This window comes from Herbaspirillum sp. (genome assembly GCF_035644555.1).
Classification (GTDB): Bacteria; Pseudomonadota; Gammaproteobacteria; order Burkholderiales; family Burkholderiaceae_D; genus Herbaspirillum.
Map to the genome: position 1 here is coordinate 1 of NZ_DASQOH010000049.1, position 26,149 is coordinate 26,149.

Here is a 26,149-nt window from a genome sequence, read left to right on the forward strand (position 1 = left end):
CCCGCCACCTGGATTTCGGCAGCGCGCTGCACCGTCCACAGCAGGAAGAAGGCGCGTTCAATATCGCTCTCGCACACTGCCACGCCGTGGTTGCGCAGGACCAGGATGTGCTTCTGGCCCAGGCTTTGCAGCATGCGCTCCTTTTCTTCCGCGAAGAGCGTAATGCCTTCGAACTCGTGATAGCCGATGCGGCCGAACAGTTGCGCGCCGTAGAAGTCGTTATGCTCGAAACCGCTCTTCTTCATGGTCACCGCCGAGATCGGCGTGGTATGCGTGTGGATCACGCAGCGCAGGTCGTCGCGGGCGCCGTGGATGGCGCTGTGCAGGGCGAAACCGGCCGGGTTGGCCTTGTAGTCGGATGGCTCGGCCAGTTGACCGTCCAGGCCGACCTTGAGCAGATTGGCCGGCGTCACTTCGTTGTAGTTCAGGGCGAAGGGATTGACCAGGTAGTGATGCTCTGGCCCCGGCACCCGCACCGAGATGTGGTTGAAGATCATCTCGGTCCAGCCCAGGTAATCGACCAGGCGATAACAATGGGCCAGCTGGATGCGCAGCGCCCATTCCTGGTCGCTGCAGTGGGACGGCTTATCTGCGCCGTAGCTGTATTGCATGATATTCATTGATGGAACTCCTTAATCGAAAACGACGTTCTCTGAAAATAGCGAGGACCGTTCGGACTGAGTAGGTCCGCAGGACCGTATCGAAGGCACGTTCATCGTCAATGCGTCTTCGATACGCCGCTGCGCGGCTGCTCAGTCCGAACGGTAGCCGGGGAATTCGCGCTCACGCTGAAGCATCTTCGATACGCCGCTGCGTGGCTACTCAGTCCGGACGGTAGCCGGGGAATTTCCGCTCACGCTGAAGCGTCTACGATACGCCGCTGCGCGGCTACTCGGCCCGGACGGTGGCCGGGGATTCCCGCTCACGCTGCCTTGGCGGCGGGCAGCGGGTTGTTGTCTTGCTGCGCCCTCTGCTGCCGCGCCGCCTCGCCCCGGAACCGCGCCAGCGACACGATGGCGCGGGTGATCGGCATGGGGATGGCAAAGCGCCCGGCCATCTCCAGCACCGCATCGCCGATGGCTGCCAGCTCCAGCGGACGGCCGCGTTCCAGGTCCTGCAGCATGGAGGTGCGGAAGGCCCCCATGGCTTCGCCCAGCTGCAGGAAGGTGAGCGGATCAATATCCACCCGCGCTCCGTAACTGGAGGCCACCAGCAGCGTCTCGCGCATGATCTGGCTGACCACCTCGCGTAGCTCCGGCAGGCCATACAACTGCTCCAGCGTACCTTGTGTGATGACCGACAGCGGATTGGTACTGATGTTGGCGATGATCTTGGTCCACAGCTTGTCGCGGATGCGGTCGGTGGCGCGGGCCTCGATGCCGGCTGCCTCGACGGCCGCCCTTACCCGCAGCAGGCGCTCGCTCATCTCCCCCGAGGGCTCGCCCAACACCATCAGGTGGGGATTGACCGAACGGATCACGCCCGGGCTCTCCACCTCGGCCGTGATGAAGAGTACGCTGCCGATCAGTTGCGCCAGCGGCACGGCGCGGGACAGCGCCCCATCCGGATCGACCGCCTTGACGGTCTCGCCATCGAAGCGTCCGCCCTCGCGGTGGAAATACCACCACGGCACACCGTTGTTGGTGGGGATCACCACCGTCTCGCTGCCCACCAGTGGCGCGATCTGCGGCAACAGGGCTGACATGTCCTGACTCTTGGCGCATAAAAAGATCACGTCCTGGATACCGAAGGATGGTTGATCATCGGCCGCCGGACGGGCGTGCGCAGTGCCATGCAGGTCGTGCAGGGTCAGACCGCCCTCACGGATGGCCTGCAGCGTCTGGCCACGGGCCAGCACGCTGACCTGGTGGCCGGCCGCCGACAGACGCACCGCCAGGGTGCCGCCGATGGCGCCGGCACCGGCGATGCAGATACGCAGCGGTGCCGGGGAAGTGGAAACGGTCGTGTCTGCAGGGTCGTTACTCATGGCATGGGCTCAACAAGAATTTTCAACCGGCCAGCTTGTCCTGGTGCTTGCCGGACAAGCCCAGGTAAGCCTCGATCACGCGGTGGTCATGGGCCAGCTGGCTGGCCGGGCCGTGCATGCGGATTTCGCCGTTTTCCAGCACGTAACCGTAGTCGGCCACCTGCAAGGCGGCGCGGGCGTTCTGCTCCACCAACAGGATGGACACACCGCGCCGGCGCAGCTCGGCGATGATGCGGAAGATCTCGCGCACGATCAGCGGTGCCAGCCCCAGGCTGGGTTCATCCAGCATCAGCAGGCGCGGCTTGGCCATCAGGGCGCGGCCCACCGCCAGCATCTGGCGTTCGCCACCTGAGAGCGTGCCGGCGTGCTGGGTGCGCCGTTCACGCAGGCGCGGGAAGAGCGTATAGACCTCTTCCAGCGTGGCCGCGTGGTCGCGCTGACCCGTGCGGTAGCGCTGGAAGGCGCCCAGCATGAGGTTGTCCTCGATGTTCATCTCGGCGAACAGTTCGCGCTTCTCCGGTACCAGGGTCATGCCGGCAGCGACCATGTCTTCCACTTCCGGGGAATGGCGGATCACGCCATCGAAGGCCATCGCTCCGCGCGAGGGCAGCACGCCCATGATGGCCGAAAGCAGCGTGGTCTTGCCGGCGCCATTGGGGCCGATGACGGTGACGATCTTGCCCTGCTCCACCGACAGGTCAATGCCGGAGAGGACCTGCACCCGGCCGTAGGCAGCCGACAGGTCGCGGACTTCCAATACCTTATTGCCCATGGTGTGCTCCTGCCGCCAGCGCGGTGTCGGGAATCGCTTCTTCATCAGCCGCGCCCAGATAGGCTTCCAGCACGGCGGGGTTGTTCTGGATCTCTTCGGGCAAGCCTTCGGCGATCTTCTGGCCGAAGTCCATCACCACGATGCGGTCCACCAGCTCCATGACGAAGTCCATGTCGTGTTCCACCAGCAGGATGGCCATGCCCTCGCTGCGCAGCTTGCGCAACAGGTCACCCAGGGCCTGCTTCTCGCCCAGACGCAGGCCGGCAGCCGGCTCATCCAGCAGCAACAGGCAAGGGTCGGCCGCCAGGGCACGGGCGATTTCGAGGATGCGTTGCTGGCCCAGCGAGAGCGAGCCGGCCTGCTCGTACATCTGCGCCTTCAGGCCCACGCGTTCGATCTGGCGCGCGGCCTCGGCCAGGATGCGTGCCTCTTCCTGCCGGTCCAGGCGCAGCATCGAGGCCAGCACACCGCGCTGGCCGCGCAGGTAGGCACCGATGGCCACGTTCTCCAGCACCGTCATGCGCGACATCAGTCGTACGTGCTGGAAGCTGCGGCTCATGCCCAGCCCGGCGATGTGGCGCGAGCCACGACCGGTCACTTCATGACCACGGAACTGCACGCTGCCCGAGGTCGGCGTATCCACCCCGGAAATCTGGTTGAACAAAGTCGACTTGCCGGCGCCATTGGGGCCGATCAGGGCCAGCACTTCACCGGCCATGACCTTCAGGCTCATGTCGTTGTTGGCCACCAGTCCGCCGAACTTGCGGGTGACGTTGCGCACGTCCAGCACCACCTCGTGGGCAGCCGGCATGGCGCGACGCGGCAGCGCCTCGGCCTGGGCATCGATCTGCAGGCGGCGCGTACGTACCGGCACCAGGCGCGCCAGGTAAGGCCAGACGCCGTCACGCGAGCGCTGCAGCAGCACCACGATCAGGAGACCGAAGACGATGGTCTCGAAGTTGCCCGAGCGACCCAGCAGTACCGGCAGCAGACCCTGCAGCCATTCCTTGAGAACCACGATCAGGGCCGAGCCAAGCACCGCGCCCCACACATGGCTGGCACCACCGAGCACGGCCATGAACAGGTAGTCGATACCGAAGCCCAGGCCGAACGGCGACGGGTTCACGAAGCGCTGCATGTGCACGTACAGCCAGCCCGAGAGCGCCGCCAGCACGGCCGCGATGACGAACACCACGATGCGCATGCGGGCCGTATTGATGCCCATGGCTTCGGCCATGACGATGCCACCCTTGAGGGCGCGGATGGCGCGACCCTCGCGCGAATCCAGCAGATTGCTCAGCGCCGCCACGCCCAGCAGCACGGCTACCCAGATCAGGCCGAACATGGCGCGGTCCGAGGCCAGCGGCACACCGAACAGGGCGATGGAGGGGATGCCGGACATGCCGGTCTGCCCACCCATGCTCTCCAGCGTGCCGAAGATGAAATACAGGCTGATACCCCAGGCGATGGTACCCAGCGGCAGGTAGTGGCCGGACAGCTTGAGCGTGACGCTGCCCACCGCCAGCGCCAGCAGCGCCGTCAGGACCAGGGCCACCACCAGGGCCACCCAGGGCGATTGCATCCACAGCAGCGCATCAGGCAGCGGCAGCACCTTGGCCGACAACGCAGCCGAGATATAGGCACCCAGGCCGACAAAGGCGGCCTGGCCGAAGCTGGTCAGGCCGGCCACGCCGGTCAGCAGCACCAGTCCCAGCACCACCAGCGAGGCCAGGCCGATGTTGTTGAGCAGGGTCATGTAGAACGGTGGCAGTACGAACGGCGCCACGGCCATCAGGACCACGAAGATCGCCAATGCGCCCCTGGAAGAGAGGCGGGAGGAAGTCGCTTTCATTCTTCTTCCTCCACATGACGGGTGGACAGGGAACGCCACAACAGGATGGGGATGATCAGCACGAAGACGATGATTTCCTTGTAGGCACTGGCCCAGAAGGTGGAGAAGGATTCGATCAGGCCGATGGCAAGCGCGCCCACTGCGGCCACCGGATAGCTGACCAGTCCGCCGATGATGGAACCGACGAAGCCCTTGAGGCTGATCAGGAAACCGGAGTCATAGTAGATCGTGGTGATGGGCGCGATCAGCACGCCCGACATCACCCCGATCAAGGAGGCCAGCAGGAACATGGCCTTGCCGGCAAAGACCGGTGAGATGCCCATGAGTCGTGCACCCATGCGATTGAGGGCGGCGGCGCGCAGGGCCTTGCCATACAGGGTGCGTTCGAACATCAGGAACAGCCCCACGATCAGCAGCAGCGACACGCAGATCACCCACAGCGCCTGGCTGGAGAAACGGAAGCTGCCGACCTCCAGCGCGGCCTCGGTGAAGGGTGCGGTACGCGCGCCCTCGGGGCCGAACACCAGCAGCGCCACGCCCACCAGCGCCACGTGCACGGCGATGGAGACGATCAGCAACACCAGCGGCGAGGCGCTGGCGATGGGCTGGAAGGCCATGCGGTACATCAGCGGCCCCATCGGTACCAGCAGCAGCAGGGTCATCAGGACCTGCACCAGCATGGGCAGGGTAGTGAAGTTGACCGACAGCGCCACGCCGGCCACCACGGCCGCATAGACCAGCTTGGCCGGCAGCCACAGGCTGGGGCGGCGACGGCTGCTGCGCCACATGTCGTAGAGATCGAAGACACAGGCGCCCAGGCACATGGCCACCAGCAGCCAGGCCACCGTCAGCGGTTGGCCGTTCTGCATCATGCCCATGGTGAGCGCGCCAAAGGAGACGAATTCGCCCTGCGGTATCAGCAGGATGCGGGTGACGGTGAAGACCAGGACGATGGACAGCGCCAGCAGCGCATAGATGGCGCCGTTGGTGATGCCGTCCTGTCCCAGGAGCGCCACGATTTGGAGATTCATTGCGACTTCCTTGTGGAGCCGGCGCGCGCGTGGGGGTCAGGCCAGGGACGAAGCGCCGGGTTCGGGATGCGTGTGGAGGTGGAGCACTCCGCCTCCTGCTTGCGGCAGAAGGCGGAGGTACGACGTGATTATTATTTGAGCAGGGTCCAGTTGCCGCCCTTGACGGTGATCAGCTCGCGGCCGCGTTCGTCGAAGCCGCTATGGTCGGCCGGGCTCATGTTGTAGACGCCCTGGGTACCCACCACTTCCTTGGTGTTTTCCAGTGCATCACGCAGGGCGGCGCGGAATTCCTTGCTGCCCGGCTTGGCCTTCTTGGCGGCGACGGGGATGGCTTTTTCCAGCAGCAGGCCGGCGTCATAGACGTTGGCACCGAAGGTGGCGGGCACCGTGTTGTACATCTTCTTGTAGGCCTCGATGTACTCGGTGGCGACCTTCTTGGACGGGTTGCTGTCGGCGATCTCCGGCAGCACCAGCATCAGGCTGGCCGCCAGGATGGTGCCTTCCACCTTGTTCTTGCCCAGTTGCAGGAAAGCCGGCAGCGCCGCACCGTGGGTCTGGTACATCTTGCCCTTGTAGCCCTGGTCGAACAGCGTGGTCTGCGGCAGCACCGTGGCGGCGCCCGGGGCGGCCACCAGCACCACATCCGGATTGGCGGCGATGATCTTCAGGGTCTGCGCGGTGACCGAGGTGTCGGTACGCTGGTAGCGCTCGTTGGCGACGATCTTGATGCCGTTCTTGCCGGCCAGTTCGGTGAAGACCTTGGCCCAGTTCTCGCCAAAGGGATCGTTGACGGCGATGAAGCCGGCGGTCTTGACCTTGGTCTTGACCATCTGGTCCACCAGGGCCTTGGCGATCAGGTCATCGTTCTGGGTGGTCTTGAAGACCCACTTCTTCGGTTCGGTCATCGGCAGCACCACGGCGGCGGTGCCGACCGGCGCCAGCATCGGCACCCCGGCTTCGGCGACAAACGAGATCACGCCCATGGCATTGGGCGAACCGCTGGGGCCGATGATGGCATCGACGTTGTATTCGGAAATGAGCTTCTTGATTTCGGTGACCGACTTGGTCGGATCACTGGCGTCGTCCAGCGAGATGTACTCGACCTTGAGGTCGCCGATCTTGGTGGGCAGCAGCGGCACCGTGTTCTTCTGCGGAATACCCACCAGCGAGACCGGCCCGGTGGAGGAGGTCACGACCCCGATCTTGACCTGTGCGAAAGCGGGATTGCCGGCGAGGCTGGCGATGGTGCCGAAGGCGGCCAGCGCGGCCGTGGCAATCAAGCGTTTGTGCAGCATGTGTTTTTCCCTTGGTGGTTGAGATGATGGCGGGCTTCCCCACTCCGCCATCGATCTGAGGACAGCAATGTGACATCAAAGCAGGGGCGACGTCTGTCAACGCATGTACAGACCGCCGTTGATATCGAGGCAGGCACCGGTGGCCGACCCGGCTTCGGGCGAGGCCAGCAGCAGCACCGCATCGGCAATGAAATCCGGTTCGCCCAGGGTCTTGACCGGGATGGTGGCGATCGTCGCAGCCAGTTTGTCGGCCGGGACGATTTCACGCACGATGGGCAGGTCCAGCGGACCGGGCGAGATGGCGTTCACCGTCACGCCGGCCCCGGCCAGCTCGCGTGCAAACACCTTGGTCAGCGTGAGCACGGCACCCTTGGCGGCCGCATAGTGCGCGCCGGTGGCGGTGCCGCCGTTCTGCCCGGCCAGCGAGGCGATGTTGATGATGCGACCGTAGCCACGCTCGGCGAAGCGCTTGCCGAACACCTGGCATGCAAGAAATGTGCCCTTCATGTTGATGGCGGTGACCTCGTCCCACTCCTCGGGAGTGATCTCCATCAGTGCCGCCACGCGGGAACGGCCGGCATTGTTGACCAGCACCGCCGCACCGCCCCAGCGCAATTCGATGGCGTCGCAGGCAGCGATGAAGTCGGGCTTGCGCCGCACGTCCAGCGCCAGCGGCATGGCCGTGGCGCCGCTGGCGTCCAGGCTGGCAGCCACGGCCGAGACGTGCTCCAGGTCGATATCCGACAGCGCCACCTTGTATCCGGCAGCGTGCATCTTGCGGGCGATGCTTTCACCGAGGCCGCGCGCGGCGCCGGTGACCAGGGCAATCTTCTTGTCCATGCTCAGGCGCCCTGGATGATCAGCGCACGGCCCACGCGGGCTTCGATCTTGCCGTACTTCCAGAGGCGATGTTCACCCACCATGGTGGTGCGGAACAGGTTGCAGGCGGCCACCACCGTATCCAGGTCGGCCACGTCGGCCATGATGTAGAAGGTCCAGGGCGCGTCGTCGGACTTGCCGACCATGAGGCGGTCGTCATCCATGGTGCCCAATACCTTGATGCCGTCCATGGTGGCCAGCGCGGTCATCATCTGGCCATAGGCTTGCCAGACCGGACCGGTATCGGTGGCGGGCAGGTCGAAGAAGTTCTGCGTCACGCCGACGCAAAAGAGGACGCGCAGTGGTTCTTTATCATTGCTTGGGATTTGGCTCATGGAGGCTCCGGGCTGAAAACTTGGCGTTCAAAAAATGGCCTGTACAACAGGGAAGAGGGCAAGGGTGGGCTTCACAGGAAACCCGGCATCGGCGGCACGCCCAGCGTGACCGCACCGGCCCCATCATAGATGCCCTCGCCCAGGAAGGCGTGCTGCTTGACCACGGCAGCGTCGCGCAGGTAACGCTGCAAGGGATGGTTGCTGTAGATGGCGGTGGTCCCGGCCAGGCCGAACATGGCTTGCACCACCTCGTTGCCGACCTTGGCGATCTCTACTGCGGTCAGGCGCAGCAGGCTGACCTGTTCGGGCGTGACAGGATCGCCGGCCAGGATGGATTCCCAAACCTCGCTGGTGGCGTCATACAGGAAGGCGCGCGCCGAACGCAGCCTGGCTTCGGCCTTGGCCACCTCGATGCGCACATACGAACGGTCGGCCAGCTTGGGCGCGCCGGTGATGGCCACGCGGCCACCGGACATCTGGTTGATCTCGTCGATGGCGGCGCGGCCCACGCCGAGGTTGACCACCGCCAGCACCTGCGCGGCATAGGCGATGGTGGGATAGCGGTACAGTGGCTCATCGATGGTGGGCACGCCGCCACGGATGAAGGTCCATTCATCGGGTACGAATTGCTGGCTGACCTTGAGGTCGTGGCTGCCGGTGCCGAGCAAGCCCATGACGTCCCAGTTGTCGACGATCTCGACCTGGTCCGGCGGCAGCACCGCAGTGCGCGGCTTGGAGCCGGCCTGGCCGGGGACGGCCGCGCCGATGCCCACGCCCAGCATGTCGGCGCCCTTGCTGCCGCTGGCGAACTTCCAGGTGCCATTGACCATCCAGCCGCCTTCGACCTGGGTTGCCGGCTGGATCGGGAACAGGCCACCGGCAAAGGTCAGGTCGGGGCTGTTGGCGTAGAGCTTGGCCTGGGTCTCCTTGGGAAGGGCCGCCAGATAGACCGAGGCCGAGCCGAAGCTGGCGACCCAGCCGACCGAGCCATCGGCTTCGGAAATACGTTCCACCAGCTGCAGGAAAGCCATCGGCGACATGCCGCTGCCACCGAAGCATTGCGGGGTGGCGGCGCGATAGACGCCGACCTTCTTCAATTGCGCGATGAAATCCTTGGGCACGAAACGCTGGGCCGCGAACTCATCGCGGCGTGCGCGGATCTCCGCCAGCAGCGGCGTGAGCGCATCTTCTTCACGGGCCGCCAGGGCGGCCGGTTTCTCCATCACGGACATTGCATTCTCCAGGTGGCTTGCATCAGAATGAAGTCGAGTGTAGGGAGCGGCGTTTCCCGGTTCAATCGGGACCGCTGCAGCTTTTTTAGGGGATGAGGAGAAGGCCGCTAAAGAAAACCCCTAGACCTCATTCCCGATGACCAGCGAGAACCCAATGCCAGACCACCCTGCTCCCATGCCACAGGACGGCGCACAGGACGACGCCATCCGCTTCGGCCTGGATGACTTCCGTCGCATGATGGATGTGCTGCCCATGTGCATCATCCTGCACGACGCCCAGACCAAGTCCATCCTCTGGGCCAATCCCTCGGCCTGCAAGGTGCTGGGCTTCACGCTGGAAGAGCTGCTGCCGCTGAAGGCGCCGGACATGAGCCGCCAGTCGCACGAATACCGCCGCGAGATCGGCCGCAAGTGGCTGCACGACGCCGTGCTCCACGGCAGCAACATGGTCGAGTGGTGCTATCGCGCCAAGAACGGTGACGAGATCATGTCGGAGGCCATCGCCACCCTGGTGCCGCTCAACGAGCGTGACGTGATCATGGTGCAGTTCCGCGATATCGCCCGCGAGGAACAGATACGGCGCGAGATGAAGAAGCTGGAGAGCCGTCTCAAGGAATTCATGCAGGATTCCGACGAGGGCGTGGCGGTGCTGCGCGCCGATGGCGGCATCGAATACCTGAGCGATGCCGGGCGCAAGCTGCTGGGGGTGCGACCGGGCCAGAACCCGCCCAAGAATTTTGTCGAGCAGTGCCTGCCGGACTCACGCGATGAACTGCTGGAACTGCTGACCCTGGCGCTGCCGGACGCGATCAGCTTCCCGTTGCGCTACCAGGTGGTGCGCAAGGATGGGCTGGTGCGCTGGCACCATGCGGTATGCCGCTATATCGAGATCGAGAACGACCTCAAGGGCCATCTGCTGCACTTCCGCGACATTACCGAGCAGGTCGAGGCCGAGGAGGCCCGGCGGCGCGACCAGGCCGCGCTGGAATACCTGGCCCGCCACAATGCCATGGGCGAGATGGCCACCGCGATTGCCCACGAACTGTCGCAGCCGCTGGCGGCGATCCGCAACTTCCTCGAAGGTTCGGTACTGCGCCTGCAGCAGAACGAGGCCCTGCGCCCGCATGCCGGGCAGATCGTCTGGGGCCTGGAGAGCGCCGGGCGGCAGGTAGATCATGCCGCCACCATCATCAAGAGCGTGCGCGAATACGTAGTGCGGCTGGAACAGAGCGAAGCCCTGATCGACCTCAACGCGGTGCTGGAGGAAGTGCGCTGGTTCATCGAGATGAAGGCCGCCGAGGGCAAGGTGCATCTGCAATTCGCGCCCTGCGAGGAGCCGCTGATGGTCAGCTGCGAAAAGGTCCTGATCGGCCAGGTGGTCCTGAACCTGGCCTTCAATGCCATCGAAGAAATGGTCGAGTTCCCCGAAGGCGCCAGGCATGTGCGCATCAGTACCCGGCGCAGCGCCGGCAATGCGCTGCTGACGGTGGCCGACGAAGGGCGTGGCATCGATGCTGGCCATCGGGAGCGACTGTTCGACGGCTTCTTCTCCTCCAAGGTCAGCGGCAATGGCATCGGCCTGGCGCTGTGCAAGAACATCATTGCCCGCCATCGCGGTGATATCTGGGCGCAGCCCGGGGAGGTTGATGGCGAAGTGCGCGGGACGCGCTTCTGCTTCACGCTTCCGTTGGCCGAACACCACAACTAAAGATTCCTTTATGCCTGCCCGCCGGCGCGCCGCATTGGTGATCGGGCGCACTCGCGTGGGGAGGCCATGCATGAATCGGCCATGAAAATGGTGTTTCATGCACCGGATTCGAGAGTACACCGCTTATCGGCGCCATGCATGAATCGGGCTTATTCCATCTATCCGGCGCATCAATTTGATCTCGCGCAAATGCGCTTCCTATGATGGGGGCACATGACGAAATGTCATGCACTCCACCGGTCCTCGTTCAGGGACGAGACCGCGACATCACACAGCAACACCACAGGGAGCCTTGTCACATGAAGAAGAAACTACTGGTCGCCGCCATGCTCGCGGCCGGCACGGGGATGGCGCATGCGCAGAGCAGCGTCTCCATCTACGGCCTGATCGATCTGGGTCTGACCTATTACTCCAACGCGGTCAAGACCGGCGGCGGTGGCGCTTCGCTGCTGCGCATGGACAGCGGCATCGCCCAGGGCAGCCGCATCGGCTTCAAGGGGACCGAAGACCTGGGTGGTGGCCTCAACGCCTTCTTCACCCTGGAAACCGGTTTCGGCGCCGATGACGGCAGCCTGGGCCAGGGCGGCCTGCTGTTCGGTCGCCAATCCTTCGTCGGCCTGGGCAGCAAGGACTGGGGCTCGGTCAGCGTGGGTCGCCAATACGACTTCATGGCCAACCTCGGTGGCCAGTACGCCATGGGCGCACTATCGCCGGCCGGTTCCTTCGGCTGGGGCCTGCACGCCGATGCGGCGCACGGCACGGCATTGAACAACCACATCTATGCCGGTGACCGCACCAACAACTCGATCAAGTACAACAGCGCCAAGTTCAGCGGCTTCAGCTTCGGTGCCATGTACGGCTTCGGCGAAGTGGCTGGCGACAACACCGCCAACCGCACCCTGAGCGCCACCGGCCAGTACGACAACGGCCCCTTCAGCAGCGCCCTGTCCTACACCGACATCAAGAACGCCACCGGCACCGCCTCGACCCGCATGTACGGTCTCGGCGCGCGTTACCAGATCGGCGCCTTCACGCCCTTCGGCGTGATCACCCAGGTCAAGAACACCGGCACCAATGCCAAGGCCACCACCTATGAACTGGGTACGGTCTATGCATTGACGGCGCTGTGGGACCTGGCGGCTGCCTACCAGTTCCAGAAACGCAACCAGGGCGTGGGCAATGCCCAGGCGCTGGTGGCCACGGTCGACTACAAGATCTCCAAGCGTACCGACCTGTACCTGGGCGCCGTGTATGACCGCGACAAGGGCTACAACGCCTATCCGGTCTTCGGCGGCGGCATCCAGTCCTCGACCGGCAACCAGACCGGCGTGCGCCTGGGCATGCGTCATCGCTTCTGAGTCACGCCACGCGATCGATGGCTTGAGGAAGGGAGGGCCGCTGCCGACATCCGGCGGTCCTCCCGCACGCAGGAGAGAACGGCCCGTCGCTCTGGCGGGCCTTCTGCATTACGGCGTTATGCCGAGGTATACGAAGTATCGGCAGCTTCAGCTGCTGCGGCCGTAGCTCTGCAGCATGTCGATGACGATCTGGCGCAGCCAGCCGTTGCCGGCATCGGCATCGAAGGCCTGGTGCCAGTGCAGGGTGATGTCCACGGTGGGCAGCTTCACCGGCAGTTCGTAGGAGAGGAAGACGTCCGGATGTTCGCTATGGAACAGCTTGGCGATGCGCGCCGGCACGGTGGCCACCAGATCGGATTTGCCGAGGATGCGCGGCAGCACCGTGAAGTGCGGAATGGACAGGTTGATCTTGCGCTGCACGCCCAGCGTGCGGAAAGAGTTTTCCACCTGATGGTGGCTGCTTTCGGCCGACTCCACCAGCACGTGCGAGAGCGCCAGGAATTCGTCCAGCTCCAGATGATCGCGTGCGGGCAGGCCTTCACGACGACGCATCATGCAGACATAGGTTTCGCGGAACAGCAGTTCATGGCAGGTCACCGCCTTCAGGGCCGGCAGGTTGCCGAAGGCGAAGTCGAGCTGGCCGGTACGCAGTGCCTCTTCCAGATGGGCCGGCGGTACCTGCTCCACCTGCAGCCGGGTATGCGGTGCCTGGGCCGTCAACAGTTCGCACAGTTGCGGCAGGAACATCATCTCGGCGACGTCGGTCATGGAGGCGCGAAACACCCGGGTGCTGGCGGCGGGGTCGAAGCGCTCGGTATAACGCAGCGCATCCTGCACCGCCTGCAGGGCGCGATTGATGGGCTTGGACAGTTCTACCGCGGCCGGGGTGGGTTGCATGCCCTCCTTGGTGCGGATGAACAGGGGGTCATCGAAGATCTGCCGCAGCCGCCCCAGCGCATAGCTCACGGCCGGCTGCGACAGGTGCAGGCGATTGCCGGCCAGGGTCAGACTGCGCTCATCGGCGATGGCCTGGAAGACCCGCAGCAGGTTCAGGTCCATGTTGTTGAAGGTGGCCATGGCAGTCTCCGGTGAGCGCCCGTGAGGGCAGAAAAACGCGAATGAACGTGCAGTGGCAGGAGATCGATCAACATCCATGCCACTTATGTGAAAAATATTTTACATCAATTTGATCTATTTTAAGGTGACTTTTAAAATGCATCGCATCAGCCAAGGAAACCGCCTGCATCCAGCGCCCGACGACCATCGTCAGCCTGCACGGCACCATTTGAATGGATGCACCATGACACCTCAGCCAGCTTCTTCTTCCCTGCCCCTGCGCAAGCGCACCGGCAGCGCCGCCCTGGCGGCCCTGCAGCAGCAGGCCGCCCTTGCCTGCCTGGGAGCAGCGGGATGAGCGAGCGCACCGTACCCGGCACCGGCCACGCCCTGCTCTCGCGCTTTCACCTCGGCGGCAGCGGCCCCACGGTCGCCATCAAGGATTGCATCGACATCGCCGGCCAGCCCACCTGTGGCGGCAGTGCCGCCCTGGCCGACGCACCGCCGGCAGCGCGCCACGCCGAGGTCGTGCAGCGACTGCTGGACGACGGCTGGCAGATCACCGCCCGCGCCAACATGCACGAACTGGCCTATGGCATGACCGGCATCAACGACTGGAACGGCACAGCGGTCAATCCGCAGGATGCGACCCGCATGACCGGTGGTTCTTCCAGCGGTTCGGCCTCAGCGGTCGGCGCCGGCCTGGTGGACCTGTCCATCGGTAGCGACACCGGTGGCTCGATCCGCCTGCCTGCTGCCTGCTGCGGCGTGACCGGTTTCAAACCCAGCTTCGGCCGCGTCAGCCGCGCCGGCGCCTATCCCGCCCACAGCACCCTGGATTGCGTGGGACCATTTGCCCGCAGCATGGACCTGATCATCAGCGCCATGGCCAGCATCGCCCCCGGCTTCGACCGCAACGCAGCGCAGGCACCGGCCGCCGATGCCCGCGTGAGACCGGTCACGGTCCAGGCCGATGCCGACATCGCCGCCGCCGTGCAGGCGGCCTTTGCCGCCAGCGGATGGCGCGGTACGCCCTGGACGTCGCAACATATGCAGGCTGCCTTCGAGGCCGGCATGACCCTCATCAACCGCGAGACCCATGCCGCCTTCGGACACCTGCTGGGCCGGGGCAAGCTGGGGGCCGATATCGAGAAACGCCTGTCGGCCGCCGCCACCACCAGCGATGCCGCAGTGGCCCATGCCGAAGAAGTGCGCGCCGCCTTCAGCGCCGAAGTCGACGCCGCCCTGGCCGATGCCGACGCCCTGCTGCTGCCCACCCTGCCAGCCCTGCCACCGACGCTGGAGGCCATTGCACAAGGTGCCTCGGTGCTGACGCTGTCCTCCCTGGTGCGCCCGTTCAACCTGTCCGGCCACCCGGCACTGACGATTCCCGTCCCGATGGCCGGCAGCCCGCTCAAGGCCGGCCTGCAACTGGTCGGCCGCAAGGGCGAGGACGAACGCATCTGCGCCCTCGGCCTGCACCTGGAACAGGTACTGCGACGACACGTCACCCCATGAACACACCATGAGCAGCAAGACCCGCGCCCGCGACGATCAACACCGACAACGACTGCAAGCAAGCCACTGGAGAACGCAATGAACGCACCACTACGCTTCCACCCGCGCAAGACCGAGTCATCCCATGCCGATCTGGTACAGGATGCGATGGTCGATCCGGCGCTCTATACCGACCCCGCCATCTTCGAAGCCGAGATGGACAAGATCTTCTACAAGACCTGGATCTGGGTCGGCCATGAAAGCGAGATCAAGAACCCGGGCGACTTCAAGACCGCACAGATCGGCCGCCAGCCGGTGATCGTGGTGCGCGACAAGACCGGCAAGATCAACGTGCTGGAAAACCGCTGCCGCCATCGCGGCGCCACCGTCTGCGAAAAGCACAAGGGCAATGCCACCGGCTTCACCTGTCCCTATCACAGCTGGTCCTATGCCCTGGACGGCAAGCTGCGCGGCCTGCCCTATCCGGAAGGCTATGAAGACGTCATCGAGAAGGCCGACCTGCCGCTGCAGAGCCTGCGCGTGGACAGCTACAACGGCATGATCTTCGCCTCCTTCAACCAGGAAGTGGAACCGCTGTCGGACTTCCTGGGCCATGCCAAGAAATGGATCGACCTGTTCATGAAGCAGGGTGCCGGCTTCCCCATCAAGGTGCAGGGCGAGCACAAGTTCAGCTTCAAGGGCAACTGGAAGATCCAGCTGGAAAACACCACCGACGGCTATCACTTCCCGGTGGTGCACAAGACCTTCCTGTCCTCGGTGGATGAAGAGACTTCCGAGATGCTCTCCTTCATGACCGACGACCAGTCCATAACCCGCTCGCTGGGCAATGGCCACAGCGTCATGATCATGGTGCCGGAACACGTGGACCTGGATGTCGATGATGGCAGCGAACAGCTGCAGGAGCGCTTCGCCCATGTCGTCGAGGAACTGTCCAAGACCATGCCGCCGGAACAGGTGCGCCGCATCGTGCGTTCGCTGCACGGCGCCGGCTTCAACCTGAATCTGTTCCCCAATGTGGCGATGTCGATGTCCTTCTTCCGCGTGCTGCATCCGGTGTCCGTGGGCGAGACCCAGATCCGTCACGTGGCCCTGGGCATGGATGGCGGCCCCGAGATTGCCAACCGCGAACGCCTGCGCATCCACGAACACTTCCAGGGCCCGTTCGGCTTCGGCAGTCCCGACGATGCCGAAGCCTGGGAGCGCGTGCAAAGCGGCTCGTACGCGGGTCGCAATGCACCGATCCTGGTCAACCGCGGCCTGAACCGCGAATGGGTGGACGACAACGGCGACAAGGTGTCGCACTCGACCGATGAAACCGGCATGCGCGAAGCCTATGCCATGTGGAAAAAGATGATGGAGAAGTGATCAACATGAGCCAACAAGACAACCTGCAAGGCATCCCCGCGCAAATGGCCCGGGCCATCGCCTTCATCTGGAAAGAGGCCGAACTGCTGGACCGCAAGGACTACGCCACCTGGCAGACCCTGTGGACCGACGACGGCTACTACGTGGTGCCGATCGACCAGGAGACCACCGATTTCGCGGCCACGCTGAACTACGCCTACGACAATGCCCACATGCGCAAGATCCGCATCGAGCGCCTGACCTCGGGCCACGCGATGTCGGCGGTGGATGCGGCCGCTACCGTGCGCACGGTGTCGCGCTTCGTGCCGGTGCACCTGTCGGACGAGCTGGTGGAAATCACCTCGGCGCAGGTGCTGGTGGGCTACAAGCGCCAGCAGCACACCCTGTTCGTGGCCAACGTCACGCACCGGCTGCGCTTCACGCCGCGGGGGCCGAAGATCGAGCAGAAGGTGATCCGCCTGATCAACTCGATGGACAGCCTGAACGCCCTGGGCTTCCTGCTGTAAGTCCGGGCAGGCATCGCATATCGCACATTGTCTCCAGGTAACCGAGTATTGGCACTGAAACATGAAACTGATCGTTGACCGTCTCACCGATGAAACCGGTGATATCCGTTCCTTCCGCCTGGTGCGTGCCGATGGCGCCCCGCTGCCGGCCTACGAGCCGGGGGCCCACATCGACATCACCGGGCCGACCGGGATCATGCGCCAATACTCGCTGTGCGGCCCCCTGGAAGACCAGTGCGGCTACACCATCGCCGTCAAGCGCGAGCCGGCATCACGGGGTGGATCGGCCGCCCTGCACGAAGCAGTGCAAGTGGGCATGGAACTGGAAGTGGGTACGCCGCGCAACCTCTTCGCGCTGGACGCCGGCGCCCCCGAACACCTGCTCTTCGGCGCCGGCATCGGCGTCACCCCCCTGCTGGCGATGGCCTATCGCCTGTGGGCAGAACAAAAGCCCTTCACCCTGCACTACTTCGTGCGTGCCCGTGAACATGCTGCCTTCGCCGATCTGCTGGAGACAGCACCGTTTGCGGCACGCGTGCGCTTCCACTATGCGGTCATGCCGGCGCAGATGGAGCACTACCTCAAGGCCTGCCTGGACGCCGGCAGCCCGCAAGCCCACGTCTACACCTGCGGCCCGGCGCCCTTCATGGACGCGGTGGTCAAGTGCGCCGCCGCCAGCCGCAGCGAAGACGCGATCCATCTGGAGCACTTCCAGGCGGTAGCTGCGCCGGTCTCCGGCACGGCTTCTGCTGGCGGTGGCGATGGCGCCTTCGAAGTGAAGCTGGCCAGCTCGGGCAAGGTCGTGCAGATTCCGGTGGGCATACCCATCGTCGACATCCTGGCGCGCGAAGGTATCAGCATCGATACCTCCTGCCGCGAAGGCATCTGCGGGACCTGCGTGGTGCCGCTGCTGGAGGGCGAACCGGATCACCGCGACAATTGCCTCTCCAAGAAGGAGAAAGCGGCCAATGACCAGATCTGCACCTGCGTCTCACGCGCCAAGTCGGGAATGCTGGTGCTCGACCTTTGAGACGGGACTAGGGCTGTGAACAGGCCCTAACACCACCTCCACCCGTTCGGACTGAGTAGCGGCAGCGCCGCGTATCGAAGGCATAGAGGTAGCCGCGTCTTCGATACGCCGCTGCGCGGCTACCCAGTCCGAACGGTTTTCTTATGGTTCCCGGAAAGAAAAATGCCGTCCGGTACGAACACGGACGGCATCCTTTCGTGGGCCGGGACAAAGAGACCGGCCTACAAGGCCGTGCGCTTGACCTTGTGGAACAGCCGGTTGAAATAGATCAGGCTGTCCTTCTTTTCATTGACCTTGACCTCGGCCAGCTCGACGAACATCACCGAGTGGGTGCCCACCTCCTTGAACTCGCGGATGCGGCCCTGCAGCTTCACCAGCGCATCGGCCAGCACCGGCTGGCCCAGCTCACCCTGCTCTTCCCAGATGTCCCAGGCGAAGCGCTCCTCCATCGGCACCTTGGTGGCGCCCGAGAAATGCATGGCCAGTTGTTCCAGCTCATCCGAGAGCACGTTCACGCACAGCCGGCCGTTCTTCCTGAACACCTCATGCATGGCACTGCCGCGGTTGATGCAGACCAGGATGGTCGGTGGCGTGTCAGTGACCGAGCAGACCGCGCTGGCAGTGATGCCGCAACGGCCGCCCTCGCCGTCGGTGGTGATGATGGACACCGCTGCCGGCAGATGTGCCATGGCATTGCGAAATTCCAGTTGCTCCGGCGCAAGCGCGGGACGGCTCGCCGCAGTCGAGGCAGCTGCAGATGCGGATGGGGTCGAATGTTCTTGTTGTACAGCATTGGCGCTCATGGAAACTCCCTGGTTTGCACGCCGATGATGCACGGCGCTCTATGACAGCAGGTTAAGACATGCCCCGGTTGCACACAATTCGTGCCACATGCCCGCGCCACAGGGGATTGCGGCTAAGCATCTAGGTAAAAATACCTAGATCGCCACCCTGGAGGGGGTGTTAAAGTGTCGCTGATCCCAAGAATTTCAGGCCTGTTTTTTGCATAAGTCAAAGCGTGCTGTTTTGATTTATGCCGACCAGCCCAGCAAGAAATCGAGAGGGTCGGAAATAGCGCCGGTGCAAGCCGGCACCATTTTGACGAGACGAGGAGTAATGATGGAAACCAACCCGCCGGTGGTCTACATCGTTGATGATGATGAAGCCGTTCGCACGTCGCTGGCCTGGCTGCTGAGCTCGGTCAATATCCGCACCGAATGCTTCGATGGCCCGGAAGCCTTTCTCAAGGCCTACGACGCCAATAGCCTGTCCTGCCTGATCCTGGATGTGCGCATGCCGGAGATCAGCGGCTTCCAGCTGCAGGATCGCCTGAAGGAAATCGGTGCCGATATTCCCGTGATCTTCGTCTCCGGACATGGCGACATTCCCATGTCGGTGCGCGCCCTGCACAATGGCGCCGTCGATTTCCTGGAAAAGCCCTACAACTCCCAGCAGATGCTCGAACGCATCCAGGTCACCCTGAAGAACGTGGCCGGCAACATGCAGGCTCGTGGTCGCCGCCAGCAACTGAAGGCGCGCCTGAAGACGCTGACCGTGCGTGAGCGCGAGATCCTGGAGAAGGTCATCATGGGCCAATCCAGCAAGCTCATCGCGCGCGACCTCAATATCAGCGTCAAGACGGTGGACGTGCATCGTGCCAGCGTCAAGGACAAGCTGGGCTGCCAGAGTACCGCCACGCTGGTGCGCGACGTGCTGATGGATTTCGGGCCGGAATTTCTCAAGGCGGCCTGAGCCTGCCTGAATGATCCGGACTTGATCTGAACTAGCGCGTGAAAGGATCACCGCTGGCGTGAAGCCGCCAGCGGTGGACGTTTTTTATCAGGCGGCCTGCAGGGCGAAGAAGGCCACCGCGCGTTTCAGTTGCGCCGCCTGGTCTTCCAGCGACTTGGCAGCGGCCGCAGCCTGTTCCACCAGCGCCGCATTCTGCTGGGTCACGCCATCCATCTGGCCCACCGCCTGGTTGACCTGGTGGATGCCTTCGGCCTGTTCGCGGCTGGCGGTGCTGATCTCGCCCACCAGCGCGTGCGTGCCGCGCACGCTGTCCACCACTTCCTGCATGGTCTTGCCGGCTTTCTCCACCAGCTGGCTGCCGGCGCCGACCTTCTCCACCGAATCATCGATGAGTTGCTTGATTTCCTTGGCCGCCGAGGCCGAGCGTTGCGCCAGGGCGCGCACTTCCGAGGCCACCACCGCGAAACCTCGTCCCTGCTCGCCGGCGCGCGCCGCTTCCACTGCAGCATTCAGGGCCAGGATATTGGTCTGGAAGGCGATGCCATCGATCACACCGATGATGTCCACGATCTTGCGCGAGGATTCGTTGATGTTGCCCATGGTGGCGATCAGTTCTTCCATCACCACCCCGCCCTGACCGGCGATCGATGCAGCAGAACGCACCAGATTGTCAGCCTGGCCGGCGTTCTCGGAATTGGTACGCACGCTGGAGGTGAGCTGTTCGATGGAGGCAGCAGTCTCTTCCAGCGCACCAGCCTGTTCCTCGGTACGGGCCGAGAGGTCGAGGTTGCCGTTGGCGATTTCACCGGAGGCAATCGCAATACTGTCGGCGCCATGGCGCACCGTGGACACCACGCCGTGCAGGCGCTCGCTCATGCCCTGCAGCGAGGCCACCAGTTGCCCCAGTTCGTCTTGTCCCACGCTCACGGCGCGCGAAGTCAGGTCACCGGCCGCCACGCGCTGCGAGATCGCCAGCGCCGCATGTACAGGTCGGGTGATGCTGCGCGTGAGCAGCACCGCGAAAGCCACGCCGCACAGCAGGATCACCCCTTCCAGTACGGCGATCTGCCATTGGCTACTGGCCGCATCCTGCTGGATCTGCGCGGAGATGTCGTCGATGCGGGCGCGTTCGAAGTCGAGCAAGGCCCGCATGGCGTTCTGGGTACCGGTGGCGATGCCCATGTATTGCTGCTGATAGAGCTGCTCCACCTTGGCGGCATCGCCCTGCTTCTTGGCCGCATAGATTTCATCGCGCACCGTCAGGAACTGCTTGCGGGCGACATTGATGGCGGCGAACAGCTTCTTTTCATCGTCACTGGTCAGGAGTGCTTCGACGTCCTTCAGGGTCTGCGCCGATTCCTTGCTGGACGCGGCCGCCTCCTTGGCGAGGAAGGCCTCAAGTTCAGGATCGCGGCTCTTGACGACGGTAGTGGTGCGCTGGATGGCGATCAGCAGCAAGGTATTCCATTGCGACACCAGGCGTTCGGTGCGCAGCGGCACGTCCATCATCTGTTGGGTCTGCTGGGCCACGGTCTTCAGTCGCCAGATGCCCACCGCCGCCACCAGCATCGAAAATACCAGCACCACGGCAAAGCCTGCACCCAGGCGTGAGCCGATACGTTTGTTCTTGATCATTCTTGTTTTCCATCCCTGCCGTGTTGTCATCGGCGCACCGGGAGACGCACCCTCCCTCGGGCCCATCCCGGCCGGCTTGCCCCCATTCCGACTGTGCAAGACCGGTCCCTGCCCGGTGCCTGCGTTACTGACATGCGGTCGATTCTAGGAGCGCCCTGCATTGCCGACCATATCAAATTTAAGAATTCTGCCATGCTGATTCGGCAATGATCGGGCGCAAAACGGCGAGCAGCAAGGATGCCGTAAGATAGCCCTACGGCAAGCTTGTCATTCGCATCACGTAAATTCCTTCCTCCACCGCACGTTCTGCAGTATCGCATCAACGTCGGAACAAACCTAGGCACAATAACGTTATCTTTCGACTATCCGAGTCCCCATCCCATGCTGCCATCGCCCTCTCCCATCGCCCTCCTGCTGGCCGCCGGCCGTGGCAGCCGTTTCAGCGACCGCGAGGAAAAGCTGCTGCAACCCTTCTGCCATCATGATGGCCGCCCCGGCATGGTCGCCACCGCCAGCGCGGCGGCGCTGCTGGAAGTCATGCCGGTGGTCGCCGTGGTACAGGGGCCGGGCGTGTTGGCCGATGCCCTGCGCGAGATGGGCTGCACGGTCTGCATGCTGGCCCCGGGTGATCCCCGCGAAATGAGCGCATCGCTGCGCCACGGACTGCAGCACAGCACGCAGGCATCAGGCTGGCTGATCGCGCTGGCCGACATGCCCCGGGTCCGGCCTGCCACCCTGGCGCGGCTGCGCGATGCGTTGGTCGCCGGTGCGTCCATCGTGGCACCCATGACGCAAGGTCGGCGCGGCAACCCGGTGGGCTTCGGTTCAGCGCATCTGCCGGCGCTACTGGCCCTGCAGGGCGACCGCGGCGCACGGGGGCTGCTGGACGCGCATCCGGTAACGGAGATCGAGGTGATGGACGAGGGGATCTTTGCCGATATCGATACGCGGGAAGACCTGGAGCGCATGCGCGACCGGCGGGAATGAAGAAGGGACGCCGAAGCGTCCCTGACGTGGTGCTGACTTCTCAGACTGCCAGCGGCTGCACCGCCAGTCGCAGGCCCATGGCCTTCAGGATTGCGGTCAGACTGCTCAGCGCAGGATTGCCTTTCGGCGACAAGGTGCGATATAGCTGGGTCGGATTCAAATTCGCCTGCTCGGCCACCACCTGCATGCCTCCCACAGCTAGAGCCAACTGACGAAGCACACTCATCAATTCGGCCTGATCGCCATCAGTCAGAATGCTGTTGATGATCTCCAGCGCAAGCGCGGGATCGCTGCGATACAGCTCGGCCATCGCTTCATCATGGGGTCTGCTTCTCATCTGTCCCTCTCCTCTTCCAGTCCTGCCAACAATCCACCGCTCGCGCGATATCCATTTGCTGAGTCCGTTTATCTCCACCGCACAACAACAGGACAAGCTTGCGGCCAGCGCGTCCGTAGTACACCCGGTAACCCGGACCGATATCCACACGCAATTCCCAAACGCCGTCTCTACAGAACCGGTGGTCGCCAAAATTGCCCTGCTCCAGACGACCGATTCGCCGCATGATCGCAATCCGTGCCTGCGCATCACGCAGGCGGAGCAACCAGCCGAGATAGAGGTCATCCTGAGCGGGAGCCGTAAGGTAATGCTCAACGTCGTAGAGCGCCATATTCGTTTATAAACGAATGCAAGTCAACTGATTGCGCATCAGCCTTTTGCAACAGGACTTCTCTCGCAGTGCGATCGCGCTCACGAAAAGAAGCGACAGCCGCGTACTGCACTCGGTGAGATCTCGAAACATGATCTGCCCCTCTACTTTCGCAAAAGCGCAAAGCGTAGCCGGCAAAATCCTCCGAGATCACAACCATTACTGAATACCCATGCCTTCTTCCAAAAATATCGACGAGCCATCCCATGCCGGCGAAGCAGGACGAAAAAAAAGCCACCGCACGCAGCGGTGGCTCCCTCGAAGCAACAGGCTCCGGCGGTGCTACAGACTCATTCCAGCGCCCGGTTGCGCGACTCCACATCCACGCACAGGATCGCAACGGCACCGGCAACCAGGAAGGCCGACAGCATCACCAGCGACAGCGTGAAGTGGCTGGCCATGACCGGGGCGATGATGGCCGGGGCGAACAGGCCGCCGAAGCGGGCCACGGCGCCGGCCGTGCCCATGCCGCTGGCGCGCAGGTCGGTCGGGTACACCTCGGGCGTGAAGGCATACAGCGCGGCCCAGGTGCCCAGCAGGGAGAAGCTCAGCAACAGCGTGGAACCGACCACCAGCCTGGGATCGCTGCCCAGGCTGTAGAGCATGCAGCCCACCGCCGACAACAACAGGAAACCGACCAGGGTGGGCTTGCGGCCCCAGCGTTCGACCCCGTAGGCCGAGAGCGCATAGCCAGGCAACTGCACCAGTGCGAGGAAGATCAGGAAGATCTGGCCACGCATGAAACCGAAGCCCTCCGAACCCAGCTTGACCGGCAGGTAGACAAACACGCCGTAGTAGGCAATCGAGATCAGCCCCCAGGCCAGGTACAGCGACAGGCTGCGGCGACGCAGGGCGGCCGAGAACAGCGCGCTCATGGGCTTGCGCTCCACCACTTCAGGCTGCAGCGGCGGAATCGGGGTGCTGCTGCCGTTGACCTTGGCGACTCGCTCCAGTACCTTGCGGGCGGCGTCGGACTTGCCGCTGCGGTTGAGGTACATGGGCGACTCCGGCACGTAGAAGCGCAGCACCACGCCCACCAGCGCCGGCAGGCCGGTGACGAAGAAGATCACGCGCCAGGCATCGTTGCCCCAGCTCACCGCCACCAGTGCCAGCACCGCCAGGCAGATGGTGCCGATGGCCCAGAACGATTCCAGCATCACCAGCCAGCGACCGCGACGGGCGCTGGGCAGGAATTCGGCCATCATGGTGTAGTCCACCGGCAGCGTGCCACCCACGCCGATACCGGTCAGCAGGCGCAGTGCCAGCAGCCAGGTGAAGTCGGGAGCGAAGGCCGAGGCCACGCCGAAACAGGCATCGATCACCACCGCGCACATGAGCACCGGACGACGGCCGATGCGGTCGGCCAGGCGACCGAAGACGAAGGCGCCCAGCAGCATGCCCACGAAGAACATGGTGCCACTCTGCAGTGCCTGCGGCACCGTCAGGCCGAAGGTCTTGGCAATGGTCGGCGCCGAAAAACCGATGGACAACACCTGCATCGCATCGGCCAGCCAGACCAGGCCGAAGATGACGAACAAGCGGTACTGGAACTTACCGACCCCGGCGGCCTGTAGCCCCTTTTCCACTGTCGCGGGTAGCGTGGACATGCAACTCTCCTCAAATGATCGAACCGGCAACCGGTCTTGCCGGCTGCCTGGCTTCCTCACCGGCGCTGTCCACCGGTGACATGAATGATGCAAGAGCCGGGCCATCTTCGCTTTCCCACGAAGCCGGCCCGGCGGTGTTTCAGGCGAAACCGTTCAGGCTGCGGCCTTGCTCGGTGAGACCAGCGGCTCGGTGAAGACATCGTAGCCGAAGCACCACGACGGGTCTTCGTTGGTGCGCAGCCAGGTGTTCTCGTGCGAGATGCGCTGGACCTTGCTGGCGCGAGTGGCACGGTTGGCTTCGTAGAGGGCGAAGGCGTCGGCGTAGTTGCTCACACCCACTTCCTTGAAGCAGCGTGCCAGCATGGCGCCATCCTCGATGGCCATGGCCGCGCCCTGCGCCATGTGCGGCTTCATCGGGTGGCAAGCATCGCCCAGCAGCACCAGGCGGCCACGGCTCCACAGCGGCAGCGGGTCGCGTTCCAGCAGCGACCACTTGGTCACTTCCACGGTGGCGTCCACCAGCGCCTGCACAGTCGGGTGCCAGCCACGGAAGGTCTCGCGCATCTCTTCCTTGCTGGAAGGCAGCCAGCGGTCGTTCAGGTCCCACTTCTCGACCGGCACACCGGTCACGTAGTAGAGCTCGTCGGCCTTGCTGGTGACGAAGTAGGTCATCATGTGACGATCATCGCTCCACCACTTCACGCAGGCATCGAAGGGCAGCATGCCGGCCTTGACCTCGGGGGTGGGGAACACGGCGCGGTGCGCCAGGTAACCGGCGTACTTGGGCGGTTCCACGCCCAGCAGTTCTTCGCGGATGCGGGAGTTGACGCCATCGGCGCCGATGACGATGTCGGCCTCTTCGGTGGTGCCGTCGGCAAAGCTGAGGATCACCACGTTGCCGCGATCCTCGACCTTGGTCAGGCACTTGTCGAAGCTCACGCGATCGCTGGGCAAGGCCTTGATCAGCAGTTCATGGAAATCGCCACGATGCACCGTCAGGTAGGTGGCGCCATAGTGCTTGACGGCGTAGTCGCCCAGCGGAATCTGCGCCAGTACGTCGCCGGTTTCCCAATGGCGGCTATACCAGAAGTCGGGACGCGAACCCTGGCGGTTCATCTCATCCTCGATGCCGATGCGACGCAGCACCTTCATCACATTGGGGCCGACGTGGATGCCAGCTCCCAGGCGGGAGAAACCGGGCGCCTGTTCATAGACGCGCACATTGAAACCTTCCTGCAGCAGCAGCGCCGCCGTAGCGGCACCGCCCAGGCCTGCGCCGACGACGGCGATACGTGGGGAATTGGACACTCTGATCTCCTTGCGAAATAGGTAGGAAGCTGGGTTGAAGCCCGGATAGAAGCGACGACGGAAACGATCCTGATACGCCGAATGAAATACAGTGTACACACTCTATTTTTAAAAGAATAGAGGTTTATCGAAGAGATTTTTCGTGCTGCATTGCAGTGCGAAACATGACCAATAACAGGGCGATACAGGCCAGTTTGGTGCGGAATTCCGGGGGATGAAAGAGAATTGG

At 63.8% G+C, this 26,149-nt stretch carries 24 protein-coding genes; 8 read left to right on the forward strand and 16 right to left on the reverse strand.

Annotated elements, in window-relative coordinates; all coding sequences use genetic code 11:
- The 9 genes from VE092_RS12825 to VE092_RS12865 all read right to left on the reverse strand — a co-directional run.
- A partial coding sequence (locus tag VE092_RS12825) for a class II aldolase/adducin family protein (RefSeq protein ID WP_324877282.1) occupies positions 1–620 on the reverse strand: 620 nt, incomplete at its 3' end.
- 302 nt (positions 621–922) lie between these two features.
- Entirely contained in the window at positions 923–1,987 is a 1,065-nt protein-coding gene (locus tag VE092_RS12830; RefSeq protein WP_324877284.1) for a 2-dehydropantoate 2-reductase, read from the reverse strand.
- A 22-nt stretch (positions 1,988–2,009) separates the two neighbouring features.
- On the reverse strand, positions 2,010–2,759 hold the full coding sequence (locus tag VE092_RS12835; RefSeq protein WP_324877286.1) for an ABC transporter ATP-binding protein: 750 nt from the start codon (positions 2,757–2,759) through the stop codon (positions 2,010–2,012).
- Positions 2,749–4,611 carry a branched-chain amino acid ABC transporter ATP-binding protein/permease gene (locus tag VE092_RS12840; RefSeq protein ID WP_324877288.1) on the reverse strand — a complete coding sequence of 621 codons (1,863 nt, stop codon included), beginning with the start codon at positions 4,609–4,611 and terminating at the stop codon, positions 2,749–2,751. Before VE092_RS12840 ends, VE092_RS12835 begins: the two co-directional genes overlap by 11 nt.
- The gene (locus VE092_RS12845; protein WP_102661224.1) at positions 4,608–5,642 is read right to left on the reverse strand and encodes a branched-chain amino acid ABC transporter permease; all 1,035 of its coding nucleotides are present in this window, start codon (positions 5,640–5,642) and stop codon (positions 4,608–4,610) included. Before VE092_RS12845 ends, VE092_RS12840 begins: the two co-directional genes overlap by 4 nt.
- 131 nt (positions 5,643–5,773) lie before the next feature.
- Positions 5,774–6,937, reverse strand: a complete 1,164-nt coding sequence (locus VE092_RS12850; RefSeq protein WP_324877291.1) for an ABC transporter substrate-binding protein — start codon at positions 6,935–6,937, stop codon at positions 5,774–5,776.
- Positions 6,938–7,033: 96 nt separating this feature from the next.
- The gene (locus VE092_RS12855; protein WP_102661222.1) at positions 7,034–7,777 is read right to left on the reverse strand and encodes an SDR family NAD(P)-dependent oxidoreductase; all 744 of its coding nucleotides are present in this window, start codon (positions 7,775–7,777) and stop codon (positions 7,034–7,036) included.
- 2 nt (positions 7,778–7,779) lie between these two features.
- Complete coding sequence (locus VE092_RS12860) at positions 7,780–8,151, reverse strand: hypothetical protein (protein WP_006463243.1); 372 nt, start codon at positions 8,149–8,151, stop codon at positions 7,780–7,782.
- 71 nt (positions 8,152–8,222) lie between these two features.
- On the reverse strand, positions 8,223–9,383 hold the full coding sequence (locus VE092_RS12865) for an acyl-CoA dehydrogenase family protein (protein ID WP_324877295.1): 1,161 nt from the start codon (positions 9,381–9,383) through the stop codon (positions 8,223–8,225).
- A 154-nt stretch (positions 9,384–9,537) separates the two neighbouring features.
- Here VE092_RS12865 and VE092_RS12870 point away from each other — a divergent pair, with 154 nt between their 5' ends.
- Together VE092_RS12870 and VE092_RS12875 are read left to right on the forward strand one after the other, a co-directional pair.
- Positions 9,538–11,091 carry a PAS domain-containing sensor histidine kinase gene (locus VE092_RS12870; RefSeq protein ID WP_324877297.1) on the forward strand — a complete coding sequence of 518 codons (1,554 nt, stop codon included), beginning with the start codon at positions 9,538–9,540 and terminating at the stop codon, positions 11,089–11,091.
- Between the two features lie 299 nt (positions 11,092–11,390).
- Positions 11,391–12,449: a porin gene (locus VE092_RS12875; protein WP_077237749.1), complete on the forward strand. Its 1,059-nt coding sequence runs from the start codon at positions 11,391–11,393 to the stop codon at positions 12,447–12,449.
- A gap of 147 nt (positions 12,450–12,596) precedes the next feature.
- Here VE092_RS12875 and VE092_RS12880 read toward each other — a convergent pair whose 3' ends face one another.
- Positions 12,597–13,526: a LysR family transcriptional regulator gene (locus VE092_RS12880; protein WP_006463247.1), complete on the reverse strand. Its 930-nt coding sequence runs from the start codon at positions 13,524–13,526 to the stop codon at positions 12,597–12,599.
- 333 nt (positions 13,527–13,859) lie between these two features.
- On the opposite strand from VE092_RS12880, the gene VE092_RS12885 reads away from it, so the two are divergent.
- The 4 genes from VE092_RS12885 (at position 13,860) to VE092_RS12900 (ending at position 17,924) form a co-directional block, all read left to right on the forward strand.
- On the forward strand, positions 13,860–15,023 hold the full coding sequence (locus tag VE092_RS12885) for an amidase (protein ID WP_324877301.1): 1,164 nt from the start codon (positions 13,860–13,862) through the stop codon (positions 15,021–15,023).
- A gap of 78 nt (positions 15,024–15,101) precedes the next feature.
- Positions 15,102–16,388: an aromatic ring-hydroxylating oxygenase subunit alpha gene (locus VE092_RS12890; protein ID WP_234295823.1), complete on the forward strand. Its 1,287-nt coding sequence runs from the start codon at positions 15,102–15,104 to the stop codon at positions 16,386–16,388.
- 5 nt (positions 16,389–16,393) lie between these two features.
- Positions 16,394–16,894 carry an aromatic-ring-hydroxylating dioxygenase subunit beta gene (locus VE092_RS12895; RefSeq protein WP_324877304.1) on the forward strand — a complete coding sequence of 167 codons (501 nt, stop codon included), beginning with the start codon at positions 16,394–16,396 and terminating at the stop codon, positions 16,892–16,894.
- A 61-nt stretch (positions 16,895–16,955) separates the two neighbouring features.
- Positions 16,956–17,924, forward strand: coding sequence for a PDR/VanB family oxidoreductase (locus tag VE092_RS12900; protein WP_324877306.1), 969 nt, complete (start codon positions 16,956–16,958; stop codon positions 17,922–17,924).
- Between the two features lie 221 nt (positions 17,925–18,145).
- On the opposite strand, the gene hpaC is transcribed toward VE092_RS12900, so the two are convergent.
- Entirely contained in the window at positions 18,146–18,727 is a 582-nt protein-coding gene (gene hpaC, locus VE092_RS12905; RefSeq protein WP_324877308.1) for a 4-hydroxyphenylacetate 3-monooxygenase, reductase component, read from the reverse strand.
- A gap of 316 nt (positions 18,728–19,043) precedes the next feature.
- Between hpaC and VE092_RS12910 the strand changes: the two genes are divergently transcribed.
- A complete protein-coding gene (locus tag VE092_RS12910) occupies positions 19,044–19,676 on the forward strand; it encodes a response regulator transcription factor (RefSeq protein ID WP_180670179.1) in 633 nt (210 codons plus the stop codon).
- Between the two features lie 87 nt (positions 19,677–19,763).
- On the opposite strand, the gene VE092_RS12915 is transcribed toward VE092_RS12910, so the two are convergent.
- Positions 19,764–21,311 (reverse strand): methyl-accepting chemotaxis protein, encoded by a 1,548-nt coding sequence (locus VE092_RS12915; protein WP_324877312.1) that lies wholly within the window; start codon positions 21,309–21,311, stop codon positions 19,764–19,766.
- A 381-nt stretch (positions 21,312–21,692) separates the two neighbouring features.
- On the opposite strand from VE092_RS12915, the gene VE092_RS12920 reads away from it, so the two are divergent.
- Positions 21,693–22,298, forward strand: coding sequence for a nucleotidyltransferase family protein (locus VE092_RS12920; protein ID WP_324877314.1), 606 nt, complete (start codon positions 21,693–21,695; stop codon positions 22,296–22,298).
- A gap of 40 nt (positions 22,299–22,338) precedes the next feature.
- Here VE092_RS12920 and VE092_RS12925 read toward each other — a convergent pair whose 3' ends face one another.
- The 4 genes from VE092_RS12925 to VE092_RS12940 form a co-directional block, all read right to left on the reverse strand.
- On the reverse strand, positions 22,339–22,635 hold the full coding sequence (locus VE092_RS12925) for a DNA-binding protein (RefSeq protein WP_077237742.1): 297 nt from the start codon (positions 22,633–22,635) through the stop codon (positions 22,339–22,341).
- On the reverse strand, positions 22,616–22,966 hold the full coding sequence (locus tag VE092_RS12930; protein ID WP_324877317.1) for a type II toxin-antitoxin system RelE/ParE family toxin: 351 nt from the start codon (positions 22,964–22,966) through the stop codon (positions 22,616–22,618). Before VE092_RS12930 ends, VE092_RS12925 begins: the two co-directional genes overlap by 20 nt.
- Positions 22,967–23,295: 329 nt before the next feature.
- Positions 23,296–24,612, reverse strand: a complete 1,317-nt coding sequence (locus VE092_RS12935) for an MFS transporter (RefSeq protein WP_324877319.1) — start codon at positions 24,610–24,612, stop codon at positions 23,296–23,298.
- 153 nt (positions 24,613–24,765) lie between these two features.
- Positions 24,766–25,920, reverse strand: coding sequence for an FAD-dependent monooxygenase (locus VE092_RS12940; RefSeq protein WP_324877322.1), 1,155 nt, complete (start codon positions 25,918–25,920; stop codon positions 24,766–24,768).
- Positions 25,921–26,149 lie beyond the last annotated feature (229 nt).

Excerpts from the sequence above, each read along its gene's own strand:
- VE092_RS12830 (WP_324877284.1), bottom strand. The coding sequence starts at position 1,987 with ATGAGTAACGACCCTGCAGACACGACCGTTTCCACTTCCCCGGCACCG.
- VE092_RS12865 (WP_324877295.1), bottom strand. The coding sequence starts at position 9,383 with ATGTCCGTGATGGAGAAACCGGCCGCCCTGGCGGCCCGTGAAGAAGAT.
- VE092_RS12860 (WP_006463243.1), bottom strand. The coding sequence starts at position 8,151 with ATGAGCCAAATCCCAAGCAATGATAAAGAACCACTGCGCGTCCTCTTT.
- VE092_RS12845 (WP_102661224.1), bottom strand. The coding sequence starts at position 5,642 with ATGAATCTCCAAATCGTGGCGCTCCTGGGACAGGACGGCATCACCAAC.
- VE092_RS12840 (WP_324877288.1), bottom strand. The coding sequence starts at position 4,611 with ATGAAAGCGACTTCCTCCCGCCTCTCTTCCAGGGGCGCATTGGCGATC.
- VE092_RS12870 (WP_324877297.1), top strand. The coding sequence starts at position 9,538 with ATGCCAGACCACCCTGCTCCCATGCCACAGGACGGCGCACAGGACGAC.
- VE092_RS12875 (WP_077237749.1), top strand. The coding sequence starts at position 11,391 with ATGAAGAAGAAACTACTGGTCGCCGCCATGCTCGCGGCCGGCACGGGG.
- VE092_RS12920 (WP_324877314.1), top strand. The coding sequence starts at position 21,693 with ATGCTGCCATCGCCCTCTCCCATCGCCCTCCTGCTGGCCGCCGGCCGT.
- VE092_RS12850 (WP_324877291.1), bottom strand. The coding sequence starts at position 6,937 with ATGCTGCACAAACGCTTGATTGCCACGGCCGCGCTGGCCGCCTTCGGC.
- VE092_RS12855 (WP_102661222.1), bottom strand. The coding sequence starts at position 7,777 with ATGGACAAGAAGATTGCCCTGGTCACCGGCGCCGCGCGCGGCCTCGGT.
- VE092_RS12835 (WP_324877286.1), bottom strand. The coding sequence starts at position 2,759 with ATGGGCAATAAGGTATTGGAAGTCCGCGACCTGTCGGCTGCCTACGGC.
- VE092_RS12885 (WP_324877301.1), top strand. The coding sequence starts at position 13,860 with ATGAGCGAGCGCACCGTACCCGGCACCGGCCACGCCCTGCTCTCGCGC.
- VE092_RS12925 (WP_077237742.1), bottom strand. The coding sequence starts at position 22,635 with ATGAGAAGCAGACCCCATGATGAAGCGATGGCCGAGCTGTATCGCAGC.
- VE092_RS12890 (WP_234295823.1), top strand. The coding sequence starts at position 15,102 with ATGAACGCACCACTACGCTTCCACCCGCGCAAGACCGAGTCATCCCAT.
- VE092_RS12895 (WP_324877304.1), top strand. The coding sequence starts at position 16,394 with ATGAGCCAACAAGACAACCTGCAAGGCATCCCCGCGCAAATGGCCCGG.
- VE092_RS12900 (WP_324877306.1), top strand. The coding sequence starts at position 16,956 with ATGAAACTGATCGTTGACCGTCTCACCGATGAAACCGGTGATATCCGT.
- VE092_RS12880 (WP_006463247.1), bottom strand. The coding sequence starts at position 13,526 with ATGGCCACCTTCAACAACATGGACCTGAACCTGCTGCGGGTCTTCCAG.
- VE092_RS12930 (WP_324877317.1), bottom strand. The coding sequence starts at position 22,966 with ATGGCGCTCTACGACGTTGAGCATTACCTTACGGCTCCCGCTCAGGAT.
- hpaC (WP_324877308.1), bottom strand. The coding sequence starts at position 18,727 with ATGAGCGCCAATGCTGTACAACAAGAACATTCGACCCCATCCGCATCT.
- VE092_RS12915 (WP_324877312.1), bottom strand. The coding sequence starts at position 21,311 with ATGATCAAGAACAAACGTATCGGCTCACGCCTGGGTGCAGGCTTTGCC.
- VE092_RS12935 (WP_324877319.1), bottom strand. The coding sequence starts at position 24,612 with ATGTCCACGCTACCCGCGACAGTGGAAAAGGGGCTACAGGCCGCCGGG.
- VE092_RS12910 (WP_180670179.1), top strand. The coding sequence starts at position 19,044 with ATGGAAACCAACCCGCCGGTGGTCTACATCGTTGATGATGATGAAGCC.